An 18,572-nucleotide genomic window follows, 5' to 3' on the forward strand; every position below is an offset into this window, starting at 1 on the left:
AATAAAAACTGTTAACCCCCAAGAACGAGATGTCGATTCCTACCTAGTAGGAGCAATAAGGAGATTATAATGAAGTTCAACCTTAAGAGTTTATTAGCAATTGCGGCAGCGGCCTCTGCTCTAGTACTTTCTGGCTGTGGCGAGAAAGAAGCGGATCTGAGCAAAGTAAAAGTTGGCGTAATGGCGGGTGCGGAAGCACAAGTTGCTGAAGTAGCAGCAAAGGTTGCTAAAGAGAAATACGGTCTAGATGTTGAGCTAGTAACATTTACAGACTACGTAACACCAAACGCAGCACTAGATGATGGCTCTATCGACATCAACGCATTCCAGCACAAGCCATACCTAGATCAGCAAGTTGCTGACCGTGGTTATAAGCTAACAATCGCGGGTAACTCATTTGTATACCCAATCGCAGGTTACTCTAAGCAAGTTAAATCTGTAGATGAAATCCAAGACGGCGCTCGCATTGCAGTACCAAACGATCCAACAAACCTAGGTCGTTCTCTACTACTACTTGAGCAACAAGGTCTTATTGAACTGCGTGAAGGTGTTGGTCTACTTGCAACAGTACGTGATATCGTCGGTAACCCAAAAGAGATCACTATTGTTGAGCTTGATGCTGCACAACTACCTCGCTCTCTAGACGACGTAGCGCTATCTATCATCAACACAACTTACGCAAGCTCTATCGATCTAACACCACAGAAAGACGGCATCTTCGTTGAAGACAAAGATTCACCATACGTGAACCTAATCGTATCTCGTGAAGACAACGCAACAGCTGAAAACGTAACTAACTTTGTTAAAGCTTACCAAACAGAAGAAGTATACAACGCAGCTTCTGACATCTTCCAAGGTGGTGTTGTTAAAGGCTGGTAATCAATCAATTTGGTTATCACTGTCTCAAAGGCCAGCATTTTGCTGGCCTTTTCGTATTTTTTCTTCGTGATTTTTCACTGTGTTGATAACTCGTAACTAACTACGGCAACAATTTGGCGACCAACAATATAAGCAACATATAGATGAGATAGACAACGAGAAAGAACAGCCAAAACACAATAGCTACCGAGAGCAGCGTGTTGACTGCACTTATCAACCCAGACAGGCCAATCGCTACTGTCAAAATGGCAATAATAGGTAGCGCATAAATCAATGCTCGAAGGGCATTTCCAAAATCCGCACTAGAAGGAATCATTCTGGCAACAATAGAAGTACTGATGAATAACCAAATACAATACCGTCCAAGACCATGTTCTATTGCCGAGCTATTGAACTCGATGACTGAGTGAACCAAGGCTCTTGCCACCAAATAGAGATCTGATAGCTGACTAATGTTGACGAGTAACTCACTGATGCTCGCCACGTAAGAAAGAAACAAACTACTAGGGAAAACAAAGTGTGTGAGTAGCACAATCAAGAAGACACCAAAATAGAATGGTGCTGTGGCAATAAAAATATTCCCTAAGTTTTGGTAATAACTTTTGGGGTTCCACTGGTGGATAACTGCACCACCGAGCCCCGTTGGGTCTACCCACTCTATTTTTACAATTCGATGCCTAAAGACAACACACATCACGACATGGCTCAGTTCATGAACCGGTGTGCCGACCCATCGGGTTAACGAATAAAGATAGCCCTGCCCACGTAGAAACAGTCGTCTAAATAAAACCCACTCTAGCTTTCTTTGCACAAAGCCCAGTACTATCAATAAACTAATCAAAGTGCCAAACAGCACAAATGGTGTCATTTCTCAGTTTCCTACTGTCCTAGTTTCCTAGTTTCCTAGTTTCCTATGCATAAAAAAACCGCAGTGACTGCACTGCGGTTTTTATATCAATAAGTCGTTTATAGTATCAACGAGTCAGTGGATTAAGCGTTCGCTTCGCGCTCTTCAATGAATGCGATAGCCATCTTAATACGTGCAACTGCACGCTCTTTGCCTACTAGCTCCATTACCGCATCAACAGATGGAGACTGACCGCCACCTGTTACTGCAACGCGTAGAGGCATGCCAATTTTACCCATGCCGATTTCTAGCTCTTCACAAACCGCAGCGATAACGCCATCTTTGATATTTGCTGTTGTCCACTCTTCTAGTGCTTCCGCTTTTGCAAGTGCAAGTTCTAGAGGAGCTTTAGCAACACCACGTAGGTGCTTCTTAGCTGCGCCAGCTTCAAACTCAGCGAAGTCTTCGTAGAAGTAGCGGATTTGCTCAGCTAGCTCTACTAGCGTGTTACAACGCTCACCGACTAGCTTAATCACTTCTGTGATTGCAGGGCCGTTTTCAATGTTAAGGTTTTGGTTGTCTAGGTGCCATTGTAGGTACTCAGCCACGTACTCAGGAGCAGAAGTCTTGATGTAGTGGTTGTTCAACCAAAGTAGTTTTTCAGTGTTGAACGCAGACGCTGACTTAGAAACCGCATCTAGCGAGAACAGGTTGATCATCTCTTCAGTAGAGAAGATTTCTTGGTCACCGTGAGACCAGCCAAGACGCACTAGGTAGTTGTTTAGAGCGTTTGGTAGGTAGCCTTCATCGCGGTATTGCATTACTGATACCGCACCGTGACGTTTAGACAGTTTCGCACCGTCATCACCTAGGATCATTGCACAGTGAGCAAACGTCGGCACTGGAGCACCTAGTGCTTCATAGATGTTGATCTGACGAGGCGTGTTGTTGATGTGGTCTTCACCACGAACAACGTGAGTGATGCCCATGTCCCAGTCGTCCACTACTACTACAAAGTTGTAAGTAGGAGCGCCGTCAGTACGACGGATGATTAGGTCATCCATTTGGCTGTTAGCGATTTCAATGCGGCCACGGATCTGGTCTTCAAATACTACGCTGCCTTCTTTCGGGTTACGGAAACGAACCACAAACGCATCGCCTTCTTTTGCTGCTGCATTCGCTGCAACCACTTTCGGGTGGTTAGCATCGTAACGTGGCATCTCTTTTGCGGCTTCTTGCTCAGCACGGATCTCTTCAAGAAGCTCTTTCGATGCGTAACACTTGTAAGCTTTGTCTTCTGCTAGCAGCTTATCAACCATCTCGTTGTAACGGTCGAAACGCTTAGACTGGAAGTAAGGACCTTCATTCCACTCAAGACCCATCCACTGCATACCTTCTAGGATCGCATCAACCGCATCCTGAGAGTTACGTTCTAGGTCAGTATCTTCGATACGTAGAACGAATTCACCGCCTTGGTTTTTCGCGTATAGCCAAGAGTAAAGTGCAGTACGTGCACCACCAACGTGAAGGTAGCCTGTTGGGCTAGGAGCAAAACGAGTTTTAACCGTCATGAAAAATACCTTGATTGTCTAGATGACCACACCATCAGATTATGGTGCCAAAATTGCGCGTTATTTTAGCACCGATATGTAATTCTACAATCCATCTGGACTATGTTTTACTTAATCGTTGATATGTTTTACCGCCCAAGAGATAAACTCTTGCCGTTGCAGTGGAGTCATATCCAAAAACTCGCCCTTAATCCCAATGGAAACGGTCGGTTTAATTCCCACCTCTTTTGGTTGTTTGTCCATTATTTTTGGTTCTTGCGTGAAATTATCTAACTCAATAGCTGCAGGACCACCAGCAAGATTGTATTGAGTAAGCATCTCTCCGTAGTCCTTTATAAATGCGAATGTTTGGTCATAAATTAGATCTGTCTCAATTGCTACCGCTTTCCCATCGCTGGTGACTTTAATACTTGGTGCTTTCTCGAACTTCCTCACTCCACGCTCATCTCGAATGGCAAAAGGAGTTTCCATCTCTAATACTTGGTCACGCGCTTCAAACTTCACTACCATTGGAAATGAATTAAACTTTTGTTTTCCGCCGTTACTGTCAACTAACGCAGTCACTCTGATCAAAAGTTGATTGATACCATTTTCAATTTTCAAATCCCCTTTGCCTTTTTTCGGAACATCATTGATCACTTGATTGACTGCTAAGATCTCCACACGGCTATCGGTTTTTATCGTCACATTGGCATGAGTGAATGTGCTAATCAGTGCTAACCCCAAAATAACCATTATCTTGTTCATTTATTATTCCCCTAAACCAAAACTGGAAAAGGCGGGCACAAGGCCCGCCATTTAATAGCATTTTATATTAGAACGTCCACTCAGTACCTACGCGTACCATTAGGTCGTTATCATAAACAGAATCATCTTGTTGAGTCAGACGAAGGAAGGTGTAAACAGAGTTGAATGAATAGCCCAGCTCACCGCTAATAGACGTTGAGTCTAAATCTGAATTGCTTGAACCATCTTCTTTGCCGCTTTGGTCTGCATAACCTACACGGATGTTAGCATTGCCAAAGAAGTAGTTGGCTTGTACTGAGTACGCATCGATTTCACGCTCTGTGTAACCGTAACCGCCACCACCATTGGTTGAGTCATAAGAACCTGTTTTATAAGCACCGAGGATATTGAAGTTATCGATAGGGCGAAGCTCAAAACCAACAAAGTATGAATCAGTGTCACCGATTGATGCTGCGACTGCAGGATTCCAATCTGGGCTATCAGGAGTAGCATTGTTTGTGTCCCAATGGCCCTCTTCACCGCCCTCAAAGGTGGTTCCTTTCGCATTTTCAAATGCCGCATGCAGCGTTAGCATTTCAATAGGAGTTACCGATACCGAACCACCGAAGAAGTATGAATCTTCATGGTTTTCACTGCCATTACCCGCAGCTAAACTGAACTTGACCATATCTGCAAACATTGGTGAATCGTAACGACCCATTTGGCTCTTGCGGTCAAAGTGGTAACGCTCACCACTGCGCCATGCACGGTCAAAAGTACGACCTAGGTTAGAAGCTGAGTAGGGCCAGTCAACAAGTTCATATAATGGTGTCAACATACGACCAAAGCGGACCTGACCCCAATCATCACCACGCAATCCGACGAAGGTATCACGGTTACCTAAGTCTGCACCGTAGTCCAGTACCCAACCCGATTCCACTTGAGCGAAAGCAGTCACGCTATCTGTCATTTTTTTTGCCGCACGGAAGCCAACTCGTGTTTCATTCTCAAGCGCCCAACCCGCATCAGGGCCTGCATCATTGGATGCTCCGTAATCAACCGCAGAAATAGACACAACGCCGTAGACTTCAACGTTTGCATCATTTGGATCACCAAGCATGTAAGCATTTGCTGTCCCCGCAATCATTGTTGTTGCAGCAATTGCAGCCCCTAACAATGTCTTCTTGAATGTAGCCATAAGATTAACCCCTATTGTTTATGTTTTATTTTTTGTTCCTCTAGCCTCAGTAAGCTTCTGATTCTTCAGGGAACAATTTTTGATGGGTCAATCTTTGCAAACTTTTTTTGCGTTAAAAATCGAGTTAAAAATAAATTCGACACACTTCAAATCACAGAAATCAACATGCGAACAAAGTCATTTAAAAACAAAAACTTAACCAGAAAACAAAAAAGTTAAAAACGTCAATTTGAGGTTTTAATGAGGATAATCTCGTTAAACTTCATGAAATCTGTTAACCAAATCTCGAATGTTTTTGAAAAAATTACGGAACTTTATATTTACCGTGAATAAAGATTGAGGTCTGTCGCAATAATTTTCGTCAATTTCAAAGCGAAAAAATTGAAATTAACGTTTGTGCTAGCGTTTTGTTTATTGACCTTCCCCTTAAGGCAAGGTTTAAACTCTCCTTAAATCGCATCAAAGCGTTAACCAAGGGGAAATCATGACTCAATTTGCTATTTCGCTATCCGGACTCAATTGCATGGGCTGTGCGCGTAAGGTAGAGCGTGCATTGAATGAACAGCACAGCGTTGAGATCACTGAACTTTCCCCTACTCTGATTAAACTCGATACCGATGCGACTCTAAAGCAAATCGCAGATACGGTTGCTGGCTTGGGCTATCAGGCAGGCAACCAATACCACTTTCACCTTTCAGGCTTAAATTGTGGTCGCTGTGTAAAAAAGCTGACTGAGCACCTAGACGGCCAAACTTCGGTGATTGAATTTGAGGTAACGAAAACCGAACTAACCATTCGCACTTTGCTAACAGAGCAAGAGGTAATCGCGCTGGTTGAAGAAGTTGGTTATCAAGCGACAACTGAAGCACCTATTAAAGAAGCGGTCATCGCAGAGAAACAAGAGCCAATTCTTGAGCAAGAAAAAACGCCACCAGCGCCCTCTCACAAAGAACAAGTTGCACCAACGCCTGAATCACAAGTACAACTGCTTATCCAAGGCATGACCTGTGCGAGCTGTGTGGCCTCAGTAGAAAAAGCCCTAACCAAGGTAGAAGGCGTGGTGAAAGCGCAAGTAAACCTTGCCGAGCAAAGCGCGTTGGTTTTCACCTCTCAAGATTCATCATTCATGTCTCAAGCCATCACTGACAGCGTGAAGCAAGCAGGCTACAACGCCGAAGTTCTGGAAGACGCATCGACACTGCAACAAAAACAAGCGGCTCAACATGCAGAACAACAAAAGCGCTTTAAGAAAGATGCCATTGCCGGCCTCGTTGTTGGCGCACCTTTGATGCTTTGGGGCGTGCTTGGTGGAAACATGATGATTCGCCTTTCTCCTGACCAAACCATCAGCACGGATCAGGCAATCTGGGGCACGATTGGCGTACTTTGCTTCGTACTGCTTGCGACAGCAGGTAAACTCTTCTTTACTAACGCATGGCAATCCTTCAAGCATGGTCGTGCGACTATGGACAGCTTAGTGGCGCTTGGTACAGGTGCCGCTTGGTTCTACTCAATGCTTGTCGTGGCAATGCCACAATGGTTTCCTGAGCCTTCTCGCCATGTTTACTTTGAAGCGAGTGCGATGATCATTGGTTTGATTTCGCTCGGTCACTTTATTGAGGCGAAAGCCAAAGCGAACACGACTAAATCTCTACAAGCGCTGCTTAATCTGCAGCCACAAAGCGCCACGCTGATCACCGAAAGGGGCGATCAGCAGGTAAGTATTGAAGCAATTCAATTGGGCATGAAACTTCGCATCAAGCCAGGTGAAAAGATCCCGGTCGATGGTGTCGTTGTCGATGGTGAGTCTTATATTGATGAAGCTATGCTAACCGGCGAGCCAATTCCTGTACTAAAAACAGCAACGATGAATGTGTCTGCCGGTACGCTTAACACCGATGGCGCATTGGTTATCGAAGCAACAGGCATCGGTGCCAATACCATGCTTTCACGCATCATTCGCATGGTTCGTAGTGCGCAAAGCAGCAAACCTGCAATTGCCAAACTGGCTGACCAAATCGCTTCTGTATTCGTTCCAGTGGTTGTGGGTATTGCCGCCATTGCCGCTCTGGTTTGGTTTATCTGGGGTCCAGAGCCAAAAGCAAGCTACATGCTCGTGGTAACGACAACGGTACTTATTATTGCCTGCCCATGTGCACTTGGTCTTGCTACACCACTTTCTGTTACCGTTGGGGTCGGCAAAGCTGCTGAGCTTGGCGTATTAATTAAAGATGCCGATGCTCTGCAAATCGCGAGTAAGGTCGATACGGTCGTATTCGATAAAACTGGTACGCTGACCCAAGGTAAGCCAAAGGTTCAAAAGGTATTTACCACAGGTATTACCCAAGACGAGCTATTGGCGCTTGCTTATGGTTTAGAAACCCAATCGGAGCACCCTCTGGCCAAAGCCATTTGTCAGTACGCCCTTGATAACAAAATTAAAGCTTTGGCTGTCAGTGACTTCCTAGCCCATCGAGGCAAAGGCGTTGTCGCATCATTTGAGGGGGAAAAAGTACAGCTTGGTTCGATCCCATACTTTGAATCTGAAGGTATTTCACTCGTTAAACTTGAGTCAGCAATTCAAGAAAGCGCGCAGCAGGCTTGGACGCCGATTGTTATCGCACAAAACAATCAAGCACTTGGTCTGATCGCCATCTCTGATTCTATTCGTGAAGACGCAAAAGCGGCAATTTCGGCGTTAAACCGCCAAGGCATCAACACCATTATGCTAACGGGTGACAACCCACACGTCGCTAACGCGATTGGCAAGCAACTTGGTATTAACGAGGTGATTGCTCAAGTCTTACCCGAAGAGAAAGCAAGCCATATTAAACGCTTAAAAACGCAAGGTAACACTGTGGCTATGGTGGGTGATGGCATTAATGACGCACCAGCATTAGCGACTGCCGATCTCGGCATTGCGATGGGTGGTGGTAGTGACGTGGCGATTGAGAGTGCTCAAATGACAATTTTGAACACATCACCAATTGCAGTCGTACATGCTTTAGAACTGTCTCGTGCAACACTTAAGAACATGAAGCAGAATCTTTTTGGTGCATTCATCTATAACTCTCTAGGTATTCCTGTTGCGGCAGGTGTACTATTCCCGGCGTTTGGGTTCTTGCTCAGCCCTGTCGTAGCTGGTTTGGCAATGGCGCTTTCGTCGATCACCGTCGTAAGCAACGCAAACCGACTACGTTTATTTAAAGTCAGTTCAAGATAACTGTTTGAGGTCATTATGTTAAAACTGAAACACATCGCTTATTCAATGCTTATGCTGACGTCAGCAAATGCGCTAGCGGCAGACGTGCTCAACCATAAGTCTCCGTACTGCGGTTGTTGTACTGAGTGGACTAAGCATATGCAAGATGCTGGTTTTGATGTCAAAGAGCAGCTACATGAGGATATGAATCCAATTAAGAAAAAGCTTGGCGTAACACCAGAACTAGCATCATGTCATACCGCAGAAATCGATGGCTATGTCTTTGAAGGACACATTCCAGCGGACGACATCAAAGCATTTCTAGCAAACCCACCGAAAAATGCGGTTGGCCTTGCTGTTCCTGGTATGCCTATGGGCTCCCCTGGCATGGAGTACGGCGATAAGAAAGATGAATACTATGTGTACGCTTTCAATGAAAAAGGTCAGGTCTTCAAATATCGTCACTATGAAGGCAATAAATAATCATAGACTAGGCTAACGTCAAAAAGAGCTTAGCATTACGCTAAGCTCTTTTCGTTTCCGCAGTATGTTAACCCTGCTAGGAATTAGAACCCGTAAGACGCACCAAATACAAATGCGTTGTTTGTGTTATCGCCTTGGTTACGGTACTCAAAATAAGGCTGTACGCCGTTGCGAGTCCACGTAGCGCGAAGCTCGTGGTCCATCACTTCAGCATCAATCATGTAAACGTTGTTGTAGCTTAGTGCTAAGTCTTCATTTACGGAGTAAGCAATGCGGTTGTCCATGCGGTAGTCAATATCAGCATCGGCGTCTGTCGCATCGATGTGAGCACGAGTACGGTTACTAATAGAGATACCATTGTCAAAGTTATAACCAATCTTTACCAAGGGACGATATTGAATACTTTCGCCTTCGATGATGACGTGCTGATAACCAGCTGCAACCCATAGGTTGTCTGTAAGATTGAAAGATTGTTCGCCACCAATAGTTACAGCGGCAGAAGCAGAAGAGCCTCCAGAGGTACTATTACCATCGACATCTACTTCACGCTCTTCAGCTAACTCACCTAACTGAATGCCGTCAAACTCAGTGTAAACCGTAAAACCACCAAACTGGTTATCAAATGTATGGCCAGCTTCGAGTGTTGATGTAACATCTGAACCGTGCATTTTGTCACTATCAGAATGGAACTGAAGATTACCTGTAACGTAAGAAGAACCAGCAAATGCGCTTGATGCGAACGCGAAAGAAAGCGCACTTAGAGCGATAATTTTTTTCATAATTTGTACCTTTATCATTTTTCGATGCAGCTTGTAATGGTTCCATGTTGAAAGCTGCTGAGCTTGCCTCCGTGGCATGGGAGTCATCATGGCTCAATTAATTTACGACACAAATTAATTCAAAAAAAGCGTGACCTAGTCGACAGTAAAAAGTTCTAAAACCAACAAATTCATGCAGTTATAAAAACATAAAGACCAAAACGAGGAAGACAAACAGCGCCAAGATTACCAAAACAGTGATTTTCATCCGCAGAAGGCTACTTATTCCACACATATTTAGGTCTATTTAGACCCGACTTTTTTATCAAAGAAAAATATGCGATCTAGTTAACATTTATCTAGCGGTGAAAAACAGCAATAACTATTGCTTATGTAAATCATCTACACTGCACAATAAGCTCATTATTGAAGTGACTAATATGCGATTTTTATTCCTAGCACTCTTCCTCTTATCTCAATCAGCATTCTCTGAACCACTCACTTGGGTTGCATCCAAAGGAAACCTCAGTTTGACTATGATGGGATCTATTCATGTGGGCACGAAAGCACTCTACCCACTTCCGCAACAAGTGATAACGCGATTAGAAGCGAGCGATAGTTTAATACTAGAGATCGATATTGAAGACTCTGCTAATGTCACGCTGCCACAATCTCGTTTATCGTCAAAGCAAGTGCTCGACTCAAAACAGATCGAAGATTTGAACAACATAGCCAAAGAGCTTGGCTTACCCATCGAGGCACTCCTAAATTCCGCACCTTGGCAAACCGCGTTAACGTTACAACTCATGCAGCTTAATAAGCTCGGCTATGATAGCCAGCTTGGTATCGATACTTACTTCCATACATTGGCTAAGCAACAACAAATACATGTTGAGCCACTAGAGACCGCACAATTTCAAATGGACTTGCTTTCTTCACTGCCTAACGATGGGCAAGAGCTATTGGAGAGCGCGATTAATGAGTGGAGTACTAGCAAACAAATTATGAATTGTTTACTGGAAAGCTGGCAAAGCGGTGATACAAATAAGCTCACTGAGTTTTCTCAAGTCAGCGATATGAGCACAACTATGCACGATCGCTTCATTCGTTTACGTAATCAAAACTGGGCTAATCAGCTTGATAAAATGGCTCAAGAGCCTGAAGTGCAACGAAAGTTTATGGTTGTCGGCACTCTACATTTGGTTGGAAAAGATAATGTCATCGATATGCTTAAACAAAGAGGGTTTAAAGTAAGCCAGGTATCCACGAGTCGAAGAGCGACATGCTCGTTTGATTAAGGTCGGTTCGAATCAATTTTCCTGAAGCTAGAAACGGCGAAAGCCTGCTCAAACGAACGGGCTTCCTAAATAGTGGTCAGTGAAGAGCCATTCCTTGAACATCAGGCGAACCCCACCTTGGTTCGAATTAATACTTCTGACCTTTGAAATTTCTGCCCTTAGAAACGGCGAAAGCCCGTTCAAACGAACAGGCTTTCTAAATAGTGGTCGGTGAAGAGCAATTCCTTGAACATCAGGCGAACCCCACTTGGGTTCGAATTAGCACTTCTGACCTTTGAAATTTCGGCCCTTAGAAACGGCAAAAGCCCGTTCAAACGAACGGGCTTCCTAAATAGTGGTCAGTGAAGAGCCATTCCTTGAACATCAGGCGAACCCCACTTTGGTTCGAATCCATACTTCTGACCTTTGAAGTTTCTGCCCTCTGAAAACGACGAAAGCCTGCTTAAAAAAGCAGGCTTTCTAAATAATGGTCGGTGAAGAGCCATTCTTTGAACATCAGGCGAACCCCACTTGGGTTCGAATTAATACTTCTTACCTTTGAAATTCCTGCCCTTAGAAACGGAAAAAGCCCGTTCAAACGAACGGGCTTCCTAAATAGTGGTCAGTAAAGAGCCATTCCTTGAACATCAGGCGAACCCCACTTTGGTTCGAATCCATACTTCTGACCTTTGAAGTTTCTGCCCTCTGAAAACGACGAAAGCCTGCTTAAAAAAGCAGGCTTTCTAAATAGTGGTCGGTGAAGAGCCATTCTTTGAACATCAGGCGAACCCCACTTGGGTTCGAATTAATACTTCTTACCTTTGAAATTCCTGCCCTTAGAAACGGCAAAAGCCCGTTCAAACGAACGGGCTTTCTAAATAGTGGTCGGTGAAGAGGGATTCGAACCCCCGACCCTCTGGTCCCAAACCAGATGCGCTACCAAGCTGCGCTATTCACCGAGATGCTCAATCGACGTTAGCGTCGAGAACGAGGCGTATAATACGGATTATTTATTCGCGTGCAAGTGCTTTTCGAAAAAAGATTTAAAACTTTGTTTCAACTGCTTATAAATATAGCAGCACGTACTAATTGTGACCAACAACACGCTAACAAGAACAAACCAACAACCTTTTAATTACAATTGATCCAGATCATCACTACAAGATTATTTCATCATTAAATTGAATCTGTCTTCGTTACTTTCTATAGGGGGTATTATGGATTTTTGGCTAGATTTACTATTTGGTAATGCCGTCGGATTATCTTCTATGATTGTCATCCTTGGAGCGTTTAGCTTAATGCTCTTCTATGGTGGCTTTATCCTATACAAAGTAATGAGCGACAAATCTCCTCACTAGCTTGCTGACGCATAGCGCATTGCGCAAATCGATATACGGCACCGGAGTCTGTTATTACTTTCTCCGGTTTTCTTTTATCTTTAATTCTTGATCACACTCATGAGATTAGATTGGTATAATTGAGGCATGTACCACCCTTCTTAATACAATCATGCCTGATTCCGACTTTCATCAAGATGACCTCGACCTCTTCCAACAAATGATGGGAGATGTAAAGCCGATTACTCAAGATACTGCAGAGCATAAGAAGACCCACCAAGTTTCTGAGGCTCAATTAGCTAAACGTGAGGCTGCGATCACCCTTACCGAACAAGACGAAGAGTACTTGTCTATTGACCATGCACCGATGTTGAAACCCGAAGGCATCATTGAATATAAAAAAGATGGTGTCCAAGAAGGTGTGTATCGCAAGCTACGCTTAGGCAAGTATCCAATACAGGCTAAACTCGATCTTCATAGAAGAACGCTAAAGGATGCGCGAGAAGAAGTCGTTGCCTTCCTGCGTAAGGCGATGCGTATGGATATCCGCACGGTACTGATTGTTCATGGCAAAGGTGAACGTTCTAATCCACCAGCCTTAATGAAAAGCTTTTTAGCAAGTTGGCTAATGCAAATTAAAGAAGTTCAGTGTGTGCATAGCGCTCAGCAATTTCATGGTGGTTCGGGCGCTGTCTACGTCATGCTAAGAAAAAGCCAAGATAAAAAACTAGAGACTCGTGAGAGGCATCAAAAGCGACTAGGTTAATTCTGGCGGCAGTGCTAGAATCCACTCCCCAAAATATATGATGAATTGTTAACCAACAGTTCATCTTCTTAATTAACGTTGTGAAACGCGAGACGAACATGACCCAACACAAATCAACCAAAGCTTCAAACCAAAATGGTGAAGGTAAACGCCTCAATAAGTTCATCAGTGAGACTGGCTTCTGCTCACGTCGAGAGGCAGACAAGCTGATCGATGCAGGCCGTGTCACGATCAACGGCAAAGTACCAGAAATGGGCACTAAGGTGATGCTAGGTGACGATGTACAAGTTGATGGTAAACCACTTAAAGCCAAAGAGCGTCCAATCTATATCGCTCTCAATAAGCCTACAGGCATTACTTGTACAACCGAGCGCGACATTCCGGGTAACATCGTTGATTTTATCGGCCACAAGCAGCGTATCTTCCCTATTGGTCGTTTGGATAAACCTTCCGACGGCCTGATTTTCCTGACCAACGATGGCGATATCGTTAACAAAATTCTTCGTGCGGGCAATAACCACGAAAAAGAGTACGTGGTTCGTGTTGATAAGCCGATTACGGACGACTTCATTAAGAAAATGTCCAGTGGTGTTAACATTCTCGATACTGTGACGCTTCCTTGTAAAGTGACCAAAGAGACTAAGTTCTCTTTCCGTATTGTGTTAACTCAAGGCTTAAACCGCCAAATCCGCCGTATGTGTGAAGCATTAGGCTACGAAGTATTCAAACTTCGCCGTGTTCGAATTATGAATATCTCACTTGATGGCATCCCTAACGGCAAATGGCGTTACCTAAGTGATGCTGAAGTCGCTGAAATCTTGGCAATGTGTGAAGGTTCGAGTGGTACAGAGGAAGCCTCAAAAACAGGGGGGAATGGCCGTCGTATTCGTAAAGCAACTGACGCCAAGTTATTTGATAGCCGTGAAGAGAATCAAGGTTCTAAAGCACGACGTAATCAAAGAGACCAAAAAGGCCGTACTTTTAAAGGGAATAACGCTGACGAGTTTCGTCATGCACCAAACTCTAAGAAAGGGAAGTTCGGCAAACAAGAGCGCAGCTCAAATAACAAATCAAACTCAAACAAACGCGTTGAAAAACCTCTCCAAGAAAACAAGCCGGTGGGTAAACCTAAAGCACGTGTTGGCGGCACGTTAAGCCTGAAGAAGTAATCCATAAATAAGTACACCGAAGCTTACACCTAAATTCAAGCTTCGGTGCCCTTCTCAACATTCATACCTAGAACAGATTACCTATCTTGCTCGTGGGCTCGCGGTAGGGGATGACAACATGAGTATATCAATCCCAAATCTAGTCGAGTGTGAGGGGAATAAACTGTGCTCGGGTCAACTTAGCCAAATCGCTCGGCGCAAGTTCAACATCCAATCCCCGCTTTCCAGCGCTGACATAAAATTTATCTAGTCCTTCAGCACTCTCATCAACAAACGTCGGTAGTAATTTCTTTTGCCCAAGTGGGCTGATACCACCAACGATGTAGCCACTCGTCTTCTGTGCAATGTCTGGGTTCGCCATCTCAGCTTTCTTACCCCTTGCTGCTTTTGCTGCAAGTTTGAGGTTCAATTTTTTATCAACGGGAATAATCGCCACAGCAAGGTTTCTCGGTTCGCCGTTAATACAAAACATCAATGTCTTAAAGACTAAAGACGGATCTAAGCCCAACACCTCTGCGGCTTCCATACCATAGCTTTCATGTTTAGGGTCATGATCGTACTGATGTAACACATGCGCCACTTTCTTCTTTTTTAGGGTATTGATTGCAGGGGTCATTCAGAAGCTCCAAAAACTAAAAGAGGGTAGCCTACGCTACCCTCTTCGATTTTACTTAACCAGTTAAAAATGAAAACTAGTTCTTGTAAACCATCTCACCAGAAGGTGCAAAACGGTTTACATCTACAGGGCTGTTCGATTCTAGGAATTCTTTAAGAACTTCTGCGTCTACAAAACCAGTGTTTACGTGGCCTGGGTGGTTATTCACCTTAGGGTAACCATCACCACCAGCTGCGTTGTAGCTTGGGATTGTGAAACGGTAAGTTTCATCTAAACGTAGCTGTTTGCCACCGATAAATACGTTAGACACTTTATCGCCTTCAACAGTCATAGAGATACCTGCGAACTGCGCGTATGCACCAGAATCAACCGGCTTGGTAGCAACAACGTTTAGGTAATCCATCACTTCTGCACCCGTCATATCGGTGTAAGTCAGAATATTTGCAAATGGTTGAACCGTTAGAACGTCTTTGTATGTAACCTCACCCGCCTCGATAGAGTCACGAACACCGCCAGAGTTCATTACAGCGAAGTCTGCCTGTGCACGCTCCATGTGAGCAGTTGCAATCAGACGACCTAGGTTAGTTTGTTGGAAACGAACCACGTTACGATCACCTTCAAGCTTGCCGTTTGTTTCAGCAATCTTAACATTCAGCTGCTCTTGACCCGCTTCTTGGTACGGACGCAAGAATTCTAGTAGTTCAGAATCTTCTGCAATTTCATCTTCAATGAGAACACGCTGGCTCTTACCATCAACCTTGATCTTCTTCTTAAGGTTCACAGGAATCAGGTCGTAGCTCACCATCTCTAGCTCACCGTTAAGGAATTCGAAATCAGCACGGCCTACGTACTTACCCCACTCATATGCTTGAACAATATGAGTACCGTTTTGGATGTCAGGCTTACACTCGTCAGAAGGCTTGAAGTTCTTCTTAACAACGTTTGGCGCTTCCATACATACAGGCTCTTGAGAGTGACCACCTACGATCATGTCCAGAGAGCCTTCGTCTAGATAACGAGCTAGTGCAACGTCACCCGGCGCATTCACACCACGGTTACCATCTTCGTAGTGACCCATGTGCGTCACAGCAAAGATTAGGTCTGGGTTCTCAGTTTTTTCTAGTTCAGCAATCAGCTTTTTCGCTTCTTCTTTTGGATCACGGAAGTCGATGCCACCAATGAACTCTGGGTTACCAATTTTTGCCGTGTCTTCTGTCGTCAGACCGATAACCGCAACTTTAATACCTTGTAGGTCAAACATCTCGTATGCTTGGAACATACGCTCGCCAGTCGCTTTGTCGTAGATGTTTGCAGAAAGCATTGGGAAGTTTGCCCACTCTTTTTGCTTCATCAGTACATCTAGTGGGTTATCAAACTCGTGGTTACCTAGTGCCATTGCATCGTAACCAATCTTGCTCATACCTTTAAAATCAGGTTCTGCATCTTGAAGGTCTGACTCTGGCACACCTGTGTTGATATCACCACCAGATAGAAGTAACGAGCTGCCACCTTCTGCAGCAATCTCAGCACGCAGCTCATCGATAAGCGTTTTACGTGCCGCCATGCCGTACTCGCCGTATTTGTTCTGCCAGAATCGGCCGTGGTGGTCATTGGTGTGAAGTACAGTCAGCTTATACGTTTTGTCCGCTTCCCATTCCTGCTCTGGTTGAGTCGCACAGCCAGCTAGTGAAGCAATGATTGCTGCACTCAACGTCGTTTTAAAAAGAAGGCCTTTTTTCATTATCATACCTTTGAATATTTGGGGGTAATCCACTGCAGATTTGATTCACATTAACAATGTAAACCAATGAGTCCATATAACTTTGATTAAGTTTAAATTAACAGACTAAAGGTGACATTATGATTTCATCGTAATGTCTATCAGATCACTAATTTCTCGACATAAAAGTGTAACAAAGACGATGCATAGCATGCGATAAGAACCTACCATTTTAAGCAAACGTTTTCGTTCGTTTGCATAAAAAAACGCCAGCATTTCTGCTGGCGTTTAAAAGTTATACAAGTGGCTAACTATTTAATTTCGATGGGTTCAAAACCTTTAATCAGATCATCTAGCGCTTTCATTTGAGCTAGGAACGGCTCTAGCTTGTCTAGAGGAAGTGCAGAAGGACCATCACATAGCGCTTTTTCTGGGTTCGGGTGCGCTTCAATGAATAGACCCGCAATGCCCGTTGCTAGACCTGCTTTAGCAAGTTCCACTGTCTGCTCACGGCGACCGCCAGATGCTGCACCAGATGGGTCACGCATTTGTAGTGAATGCGTTACATCAAAGATGATAGGGCTGCCGTTTGATGCTTTCTTCATAACACCAAAACCAAGCATGTCTACAACAAGGTTATCGTAGCCCATGCATGAGCCACGCTCACATAGAATGATATTTTCATTACCGCACTCAGCAAACTTATCAACGATGTTGCCAACCTGACCAGGGCTCATGAATTGAGGTTTCTTCACGTTGATTACTGCACCAGTCTTCGCCATTGCTTCAACTAGGTCAGTTTGACGTGCAAGAAATGCAGGAAGCTGGATGACATCCACTACGTCCGCAACAGGTTGTGCTTGCTCCTCAGTATGAACGTCAGTAATGATCTTCACACCGAATGTATCTTTCAGCTCTTGGAAGATCTTCATACCTTCTTCTAGACCAGGACCACGGTAAGAGTGAACCGAGCTACGGTTTGCCTTATCGAAAGACGCCTTAAATACGTAAGGAATACCTAGCTTCTCTGTTACCTTTACATAGTGCTCACAGATCTGCATTGCCAGATCGCGAGATTCAAGCACGTTCATACCAGCGAATAGTGTGAATGGCTTGTCGTTCGCAACATCAATATTGCCGATCTTAACCGTTTTTTGTTCCATGTTTGACTCTCTTCTTCGTAGAGGAATTTAATCTTGATTGTGATTGTGAATTAGTGAACAACCACAGCTGAATCTTCGCTCATCTTGCTTACTTGACCTTTAAGAAGCTCCGCTGCTGGGTCTTCAGGGCACTGCTCAATGAAGTATTCATAGTCAGATATCGCAATATTTGTACAGTCGAGCTGCTGATAAATAAAGCCGCGATCTCGGATCTCATAAGGATCATCTGGGATAAAGTTTAGCGCTAAATCCGTACATTTTAATGCAAGCAGATACTTTTCTTCATTAAGCAGCGTCGACTTAAGCAAAGCCAACCAACGCCCAATAACCGTTGGGTTATCGGTAACTTCAAGGTGCTCTTCTTTCAACGTCACGAGAGGGCCATCTGAACCAATGAGCCATGCGCGTAGGGTATGCTCCGAAACGTATTCACCATTAAATGGGTTAATATATTCAATCTCATCATCCCAGTTTGCACGCACAACAAACTGCGTTGGGAAAGCGATACCTTCAAGTGGCAGGCCAAGCTGACGCCCAAAATAAAGCAGTAGAGCCCCTAAGCTAACAGGGATGCCTTTACGAGATTCCAGTACCTTGTCGATAAACGCATTCTCTGAGCGGTAGTAAGCTGTGGTATCGCCCTTAAAGCCCCACTGATGATAGAAAATACGCAGAAACGATGCCAAACGCTGTTTATCATCACGCTCATGCACCAACTCAAGTTCTAGCTCAGCAAATAAACGAGCCATCTCTTGCTTCGCCCAATCAACCTGAGTGCTTTCATCAATCGCGTGGTTTAAGATCAATGCACCTTCAGCTAAAGGTAGGCTATCAAAGTCTTCATCAAACATATCAATCAT

General features: G+C 44.3%; 16 protein-coding genes and 1 tRNA gene. 7 read left to right on the top strand and 10 right to left on the bottom strand.

Annotated elements, in window-relative coordinates; genetic code table 11:
• Positions 1-69: 69 nt before the first annotated feature.
• Complete coding sequence (locus DPF91_RS05850) at positions 70-879, top strand: MetQ/NlpA family lipoprotein (RefSeq protein ID WP_117233504.1); 810 nt, start codon at positions 70-72, stop codon at positions 877-879.
• A 100-nt stretch (positions 880-979) separates the two neighbouring features.
• On the opposite strand, the gene DPF91_RS05855 is transcribed toward DPF91_RS05850, so the two are convergent.
• From DPF91_RS05855 to DPF91_RS05870, 4 genes are all read right to left on the bottom strand, one after another.
• Entirely contained in the window at positions 980-1,747 is a 768-nt protein-coding gene (locus DPF91_RS05855; RefSeq protein WP_117233505.1) for a hypothetical protein, read from the bottom strand.
• 122 nt (positions 1,748-1,869) lie between these two features.
• On the bottom strand, positions 1,870-3,297 hold the full coding sequence (gltX, locus tag DPF91_RS05860; protein ID WP_117233506.1) for a glutamate--tRNA ligase: 1,428 nt from the start codon (positions 3,295-3,297) through the stop codon (positions 1,870-1,872).
• 111 nt (positions 3,298-3,408) lie between these two features.
• Positions 3,409-4,044, bottom strand: coding sequence for a DUF2057 family protein (locus DPF91_RS05865; protein ID WP_117233507.1), 636 nt, complete (start codon positions 4,042-4,044; stop codon positions 3,409-3,411).
• Positions 4,045-4,111: 67 nt separating this feature from the next.
• Positions 4,112-5,221 carry a porin gene (locus DPF91_RS05870; protein WP_117233508.1) on the bottom strand — a complete coding sequence of 370 codons (1,110 nt, stop codon included), beginning with the start codon at positions 5,219-5,221 and terminating at the stop codon, positions 4,112-4,114.
• Between the two features lie 484 nt (positions 5,222-5,705).
• On the opposite strand from DPF91_RS05870, the gene DPF91_RS05875 reads away from it, so the two are divergent.
• Both DPF91_RS05875 and DPF91_RS05880 read left to right on the top strand, forming a co-directional pair.
• Positions 5,706-8,444 (top strand): cation transporter, encoded by a 2,739-nt coding sequence (locus tag DPF91_RS05875; RefSeq protein ID WP_117233509.1) that lies wholly within the window; start codon positions 5,706-5,708, stop codon positions 8,442-8,444.
• A gap of 15 nt (positions 8,445-8,459) precedes the next feature.
• Positions 8,460-8,906, top strand: coding sequence for a DUF411 domain-containing protein (locus DPF91_RS05880; RefSeq protein WP_241033764.1), 447 nt, complete (start codon positions 8,460-8,462; stop codon positions 8,904-8,906).
• An 83-nt stretch (positions 8,907-8,989) separates the two neighbouring features.
• On the opposite strand, the gene DPF91_RS05885 is transcribed toward DPF91_RS05880, so the two are convergent.
• Positions 8,990-9,685: an oligogalacturonate-specific porin KdgM family protein gene (locus DPF91_RS05885; RefSeq protein ID WP_117233510.1), complete on the bottom strand. Its 696-nt coding sequence runs from the start codon at positions 9,683-9,685 to the stop codon at positions 8,990-8,992.
• A 419-nt stretch (positions 9,686-10,104) separates the two neighbouring features.
• Between DPF91_RS05885 and DPF91_RS05890 the strand changes: the two genes are divergently transcribed.
• On the top strand, positions 10,105-10,962 hold the full coding sequence (locus DPF91_RS05890) for a TraB/GumN family protein (protein ID WP_117233511.1): 858 nt from the start codon (positions 10,105-10,107) through the stop codon (positions 10,960-10,962).
• Between the two features lie 861 nt (positions 10,963-11,823).
• Here DPF91_RS05890 and DPF91_RS05895 read toward each other — a convergent pair.
• Positions 11,824-11,900, bottom strand: a tRNA-Pro gene (locus DPF91_RS05895).
• A 258-nt stretch (positions 11,901-12,158) separates the two neighbouring features.
• Here DPF91_RS05895 and DPF91_RS05900 point away from each other — a divergent pair.
• The 3 genes from DPF91_RS05900 (at position 12,159) to rluF (ending at position 14,213) form a co-directional block, all read left to right on the top strand.
• A complete protein-coding gene (locus DPF91_RS05900) occupies positions 12,159-12,299 on the top strand; it encodes a DUF3149 domain-containing protein (RefSeq protein WP_117233512.1) in 141 nt (46 codons plus the stop codon).
• Positions 12,300-12,450: 151 nt separating this feature from the next.
• The gene (smrA, locus tag DPF91_RS05905; protein ID WP_117233513.1) at positions 12,451-13,044 is read left to right on the top strand and encodes a DNA endonuclease SmrA; all 594 of its coding nucleotides are present in this window, start codon (positions 12,451-12,453) and stop codon (positions 13,042-13,044) included.
• A gap of 98 nt (positions 13,045-13,142) precedes the next feature.
• Complete coding sequence (gene rluF / locus DPF91_RS05910; protein ID WP_117233514.1) at positions 13,143-14,213, top strand: 23S rRNA pseudouridine(2604) synthase RluF; 1,071 nt, start codon at positions 13,143-13,145, stop codon at positions 14,211-14,213.
• A 139-nt stretch (positions 14,214-14,352) separates the two neighbouring features.
• Here rluF and ybaK read toward each other — a convergent pair whose 3' ends face one another.
• The 4 genes from ybaK to DPF91_RS05930 all read right to left on the bottom strand — a co-directional run bounded on the left by ybaK (position 14,353) and on the right by DPF91_RS05930 (position 18,572).
• Entirely contained in the window at positions 14,353-14,829 is a 477-nt protein-coding gene (gene ybaK / locus DPF91_RS05915) for a Cys-tRNA(Pro) deacylase (protein ID WP_117233515.1), read from the bottom strand.
• A gap of 76 nt (positions 14,830-14,905) precedes the next feature.
• The gene (gene ushA, locus DPF91_RS05920; RefSeq protein WP_117233516.1) at positions 14,906-16,570 is read right to left on the bottom strand and encodes a bifunctional UDP-sugar hydrolase/5'-nucleotidase UshA; all 1,665 of its coding nucleotides are present in this window, start codon (positions 16,568-16,570) and stop codon (positions 14,906-14,908) included.
• 290 nt (positions 16,571-16,860) lie between these two features.
• Positions 16,861-17,712, bottom strand: a complete 852-nt coding sequence (kdsA, locus tag DPF91_RS05925) for a 3-deoxy-8-phosphooctulonate synthase (protein ID WP_117233517.1) — start codon at positions 17,710-17,712, stop codon at positions 16,861-16,863.
• 50 nt (positions 17,713-17,762) lie between these two features.
• Positions 17,763-18,572 (bottom strand): SirB1 family protein, encoded by an 810-nt coding sequence (locus DPF91_RS05930; RefSeq protein ID WP_117233518.1) that lies wholly within the window; start codon positions 18,570-18,572, stop codon positions 17,763-17,765.

This window comes from Vibrio maerlii, from assembly GCF_003415655.1.
Classification (GTDB): domain Bacteria; phylum Pseudomonadota; class Gammaproteobacteria; order Enterobacterales; family Vibrionaceae; genus Vibrio; species Vibrio maerlii.

What these genes read in the sequence shown, in the direction of transcription:
- kdsA (WP_117233517.1), bottom strand. Translation starts at nt 17,712, where the DNA reads ATGGAACAAAAAACGGTTAAGATCGGCAATATTGATGTTGCGAACGAC.
- DPF91_RS05870 (WP_117233508.1), bottom strand. Translation starts at nt 5,221, where the DNA reads ATGGCTACATTCAAGAAGACATTGTTAGGGGCTGCAATTGCTGCAACA.
- DPF91_RS05865 (WP_117233507.1), bottom strand. Translation starts at nt 4,044, where the DNA reads ATGAACAAGATAATGGTTATTTTGGGGTTAGCACTGATTAGCACATTC.
- DPF91_RS05855 (WP_117233505.1), bottom strand. Translation starts at nt 1,747, where the DNA reads ATGACACCATTTGTGCTGTTTGGCACTTTGATTAGTTTATTGATAGTA.
- ybaK (WP_117233515.1), bottom strand. Translation starts at nt 14,829, where the DNA reads ATGACCCCTGCAATCAATACCCTAAAAAAGAAGAAAGTGGCGCATGTG.
- DPF91_RS05875 (WP_117233509.1), top strand. Translation starts at nt 5,706, where the DNA reads ATGACTCAATTTGCTATTTCGCTATCCGGACTCAATTGCATGGGCTGT.
- DPF91_RS05850 (WP_117233504.1), top strand. Translation starts at nt 70, where the DNA reads ATGAAGTTCAACCTTAAGAGTTTATTAGCAATTGCGGCAGCGGCCTCT.
- gltX (WP_117233506.1), bottom strand. Translation starts at nt 3,297, where the DNA reads ATGACGGTTAAAACTCGTTTTGCTCCTAGCCCAACAGGCTACCTTCAC.
- DPF91_RS05880 (WP_241033764.1), top strand. Translation starts at nt 8,460, where the DNA reads ATGTTAAAACTGAAACACATCGCTTATTCAATGCTTATGCTGACGTCA.
- smrA (WP_117233513.1), top strand. Translation starts at nt 12,451, where the DNA reads ATGCCTGATTCCGACTTTCATCAAGATGACCTCGACCTCTTCCAACAA.
- rluF (WP_117233514.1), top strand. Translation starts at nt 13,143, where the DNA reads ATGACCCAACACAAATCAACCAAAGCTTCAAACCAAAATGGTGAAGGT.
- DPF91_RS05930 (WP_117233518.1), bottom strand. Translation starts at nt 18,572, where the DNA reads ATGATTGATATGTTTGATGAAGACTTTGATAGCCTACCTTTAGCTGAA.
- DPF91_RS05890 (WP_117233511.1), top strand. Translation starts at nt 10,105, where the DNA reads ATGCGATTTTTATTCCTAGCACTCTTCCTCTTATCTCAATCAGCATTC.
- DPF91_RS05900 (WP_117233512.1), top strand. Translation starts at nt 12,159, where the DNA reads ATGGATTTTTGGCTAGATTTACTATTTGGTAATGCCGTCGGATTATCT.
- DPF91_RS05885 (WP_117233510.1), bottom strand. Translation starts at nt 9,685, where the DNA reads ATGAAAAAAATTATCGCTCTAAGTGCGCTTTCTTTCGCGTTCGCATCA.
- ushA (WP_117233516.1), bottom strand. Translation starts at nt 16,570, where the DNA reads ATGAAAAAAGGCCTTCTTTTTAAAACGACGTTGAGTGCAGCAATCATT.